This is a genomic window from Moraxella sp. CTOTU47724 (assembly GCF_032014955.1).
GTDB lineage: Bacteria > Pseudomonadota > Gammaproteobacteria > Pseudomonadales > Moraxellaceae > Faucicola > Faucicola tetraodonis.
The window spans coordinates 1-3,292 of sequence record NZ_DALZSV010000100.1; the positions used below are offsets into that span (position 1 = coordinate 1).

Sequence of the window (3,292 nt, forward strand, 5' to 3'; positions counted from 1 at the left end):
TCACGAGCGATGGGTCTATCGGTGTGCGGCGTTGAAGGGGCAAAAGTTTGTACAGTGTCGGTCATTGCTATGATTAATCCTTGAATTCACTGAGCAGATTTTAGGGGGTTATTATAACAGAAATCTATGCTGACGAATTTAAACTATTTTGGGATAAGCTTTGTTGTTTAAAGTACACAGCCAAAGTTATTTTCCATCCTAGTAAAAAAAGCGACAATCGGCTCAAACGCATTTATTAAAAATTATTGGGCTATTTTTTTAAAAAATAATGGCTATGTTAACAAAAACGTATTTTCTCATTAACATTTCATCACATTTCAAGTATATTAGAAGGGTTAAATTTTTTAGCCAAAGCCATGCTGGCTAGTAGCCATTTCAAAATTCAACTGTGTTGTGAAGAGGGCTTGCAGACGCATGGTTAACACAATAATCTTACATGACTATGAGGACGATTCATGCTAGAGAACTATCGTAAACACGTCGAAAATCGTGCGGCACAGGGTATTGTGCCACAGCCACTTAACGAACAGCAAACGGCTGATTTGGTTGAACTATTAAAAAATCCACCAGCGGGTGAAGAAGAAACACTTGTAGACTTATTAGAAAACCGTATTCCACCTGGGGTTGACCAAGCAGCGTATGTTAAAGCGGCATTTCTAGCAGCTATCGTTAAAGGCGAAACCACTTCTCCCCTGATTTCAAAACTAAAAGCGATTGAGTTACTGGGTCATATGCAAGGTGGTTACAACGTTGAACCATTAATTCAAGCATTAGACGACAAAGAATTGGCGAAAGCTGCGGGCGACGCGCTGAAAAAAACCTTACTGGTATTTGATGCCTTTAATGATGTCACTGAAAAAGCGGAAGCGGGCAATGAAGTGGCCAAAGAGGTGTTACAATCTTGGGCAAACGCCGAATGGTTCACCAGCCGTCCTGAAGTGCCAAAAAAAGCCACTTACAAAACCTTCAAAGTCACCGGTGAAACCAATACCGATGATTTGTCACCTGCCCAAGATGCATGGTCACGTCCAGACATCCCCCTTCACGCATTAGCCATGCTAAAAAATGCGCGTGAAGGCATTGTGCCAGACCAAGACGGCGTGATTGGCCCGATGAAACAAATCGAAGAGATGAAAAAAGACGGTATTCCATTGGCATATGTGGGTGATGTGGTCGGTACCGGTTCAAGCCGTAAATCAGCGACCAACTCCGTATTATGGTTAATGGGTGACGACATCCAAGGCGTGCCAAACAAACGTGCCGGCGGCCTGGTATTGGGTGGTAAAATCGCACCGATTTTCTTCAACACCATGGAAGATGCGGGCTCATTACCTATCGAAGTGGATGTTAGCAAACTTAACATGGGTGATGTATTTGATATCTACCCACATGACGGCAAAATCACCAAACATGATTCTGACGAAGTGCTTGCAACTTTTGAATTAAAATCACCAACGCTGCTCGATGAAGTGCGTGCCGGTGGTCGTATTCCATTGATTGTAGGTCGTGGCTTAACCAACAAAGCCCGTGAATATCTAGGTTTGGGCGCGTCTGACATTTTTGCAAAACCAGAACAACCTGCAGACACCGGTAAAGGCTATACTTTAGCGCAAAAAATGGTCGGTAAAGCCTGTGGCGTAGAAGGTATTCGTCCTGGTGCCTACTGTGAACCAAAAATGACCACCGTGGGTTCGCAAGATACCACAGGTCCTATGACTCGTGACGAATTAAAAGACTTGGCTTGTTTAGGCTTCTCTGCAGATTTGGTCATGCAATCATTCTGTCATACCGCAGCTTATCCAAAACCAATCGATGTAGAAACTCAGCACACACTCCCTGACTTCATCATGAATCGTGGCGGTGTATCATTACGTCCAGGTGATGGTATTATTCACTCATGGTTAAACCGTATGCTATTGCCTGATACCGTTGGTACAGGTGGTGACTCACATACCCGCTTCCCAATGGGTATTTCGTTCCCAGCAGGTTCTGGTCTAGTGGCGTTTGCTGCAGCAACTGGTGTGATGCCATTGGATATGCCAGAATCAGTTCGTGTACGTTTTGTCGGTGAAATGCAGCCTGGTATCACCTTGCGTGACTTGGTACATGCGATTCCTTACCAAGCCATCAAAGAAGGTTTATTGACCGTTGAGAAAGCCGGTAAGAAAAACGTATTTAACGGCCGTATCTTAGAAATCGAAGGTTTAGAAGACTTAACCGTTGAACAAGCATTCGAATTATCAGATGCCTCTGCCGAACGTTCAGCCGCAGGTTGTACTATCACCCTGTCTGAAGAATCAGTAAAAGAATACCTAACGTCAAACATCACCCTACTCAAATGGATGATTTCTGAAGGTTATGGCGATGCGCGTACGATTGCACGCCGTATCAAAGGTATGGAGGCATGGCTTGCCAACCCAACATTGTTACGTGCTGATGCAGATGCAGAATATGCTGCTGACATCACTATCGATATGAGCGCCATCAAAGAACCGATTCTTTGCTGTCCAAACGACCCAGATGACGCCAAAACCTTGGCAGACGTTGCTGGCGACAAGATTGATGAAGTATTCATCGGTTCATGTATGACCAACATCGGTCACTTCCGTGCAGCGGGCGCGTTGTTAAAAGAAGTACCTGCGGGTAGCTTGACCACACGTCTATGGATTGCACCACCCACTAAAATGGATGCACGCCAATTGATGGATGAAGGTCTGTATAATGTCTATGCACAAGCGGGCGCACGGACTGAAATGCCGGGTTGTTCACTGTGTATGGGTAACCAAGCGCGTATCGCACCAAAATCAACCGCCGTATCAACTTCGACACGTAACTTCCCGAACCGTTTAGGTCAAGGTGCCAACGTGTACTTGGCTTCTGCCGAGTTGGCGTCGGTGGCTGCAGTACTTGGTAAACTACCTACTAACGAAGAATACCAACAATATGCTGGTAAGCTTAACAGCATGTCAGCCGATATCTACAAATACTTAAACTTCGACCGTATGAGCGAATATACTGAAGAAGCCAACAAAATTAATGTAGCACAGCTTACCTAACCATCGTTAGATTAAAGTTAGGCTCATCTAATTTTACTTAAATAGGATAACAATAAAGTAAGACCCTGCAATATAGCAGGGTTTTGCTATTGTTAGCATTTACATAAAAATTTTTTGAACGTTTAGCTAAAAAATATCTTGGCAAAATTTGGTTTATAGTGGCTTACAATAATGGCATCTGTGGCGAGGCTTCAGCTTGCAGTAAATTTGAATAAGTCACCCCAACTAAACGTACG

1 protein-coding gene is annotated in these 3,292 nt (G+C 44.0%); it reads left to right on the forward strand.

What is annotated here, in order from left to right; all coding sequences use genetic code 11:
* Positions 1–455: 455 nt before the first annotated feature.
* Positions 456–3,056 carry a bifunctional aconitate hydratase 2/2-methylisocitrate dehydratase gene (acnB, locus tag RTR63_RS11635; protein WP_312524420.1) on the forward strand — a complete coding sequence of 867 codons (2,601 nt, stop codon included), beginning with the start codon at positions 456–458 and terminating at the stop codon, positions 3,054–3,056.
* Positions 3,057–3,292 lie beyond the last annotated feature (236 nt).

Coding starts and splice junctions, on each gene's coding strand:
- acnB (WP_312524420.1), top strand. CDS start 456: ATGCTAGAGAACTATCGTAAACACGTCGAAAATCGTGCGGCACAGGGT.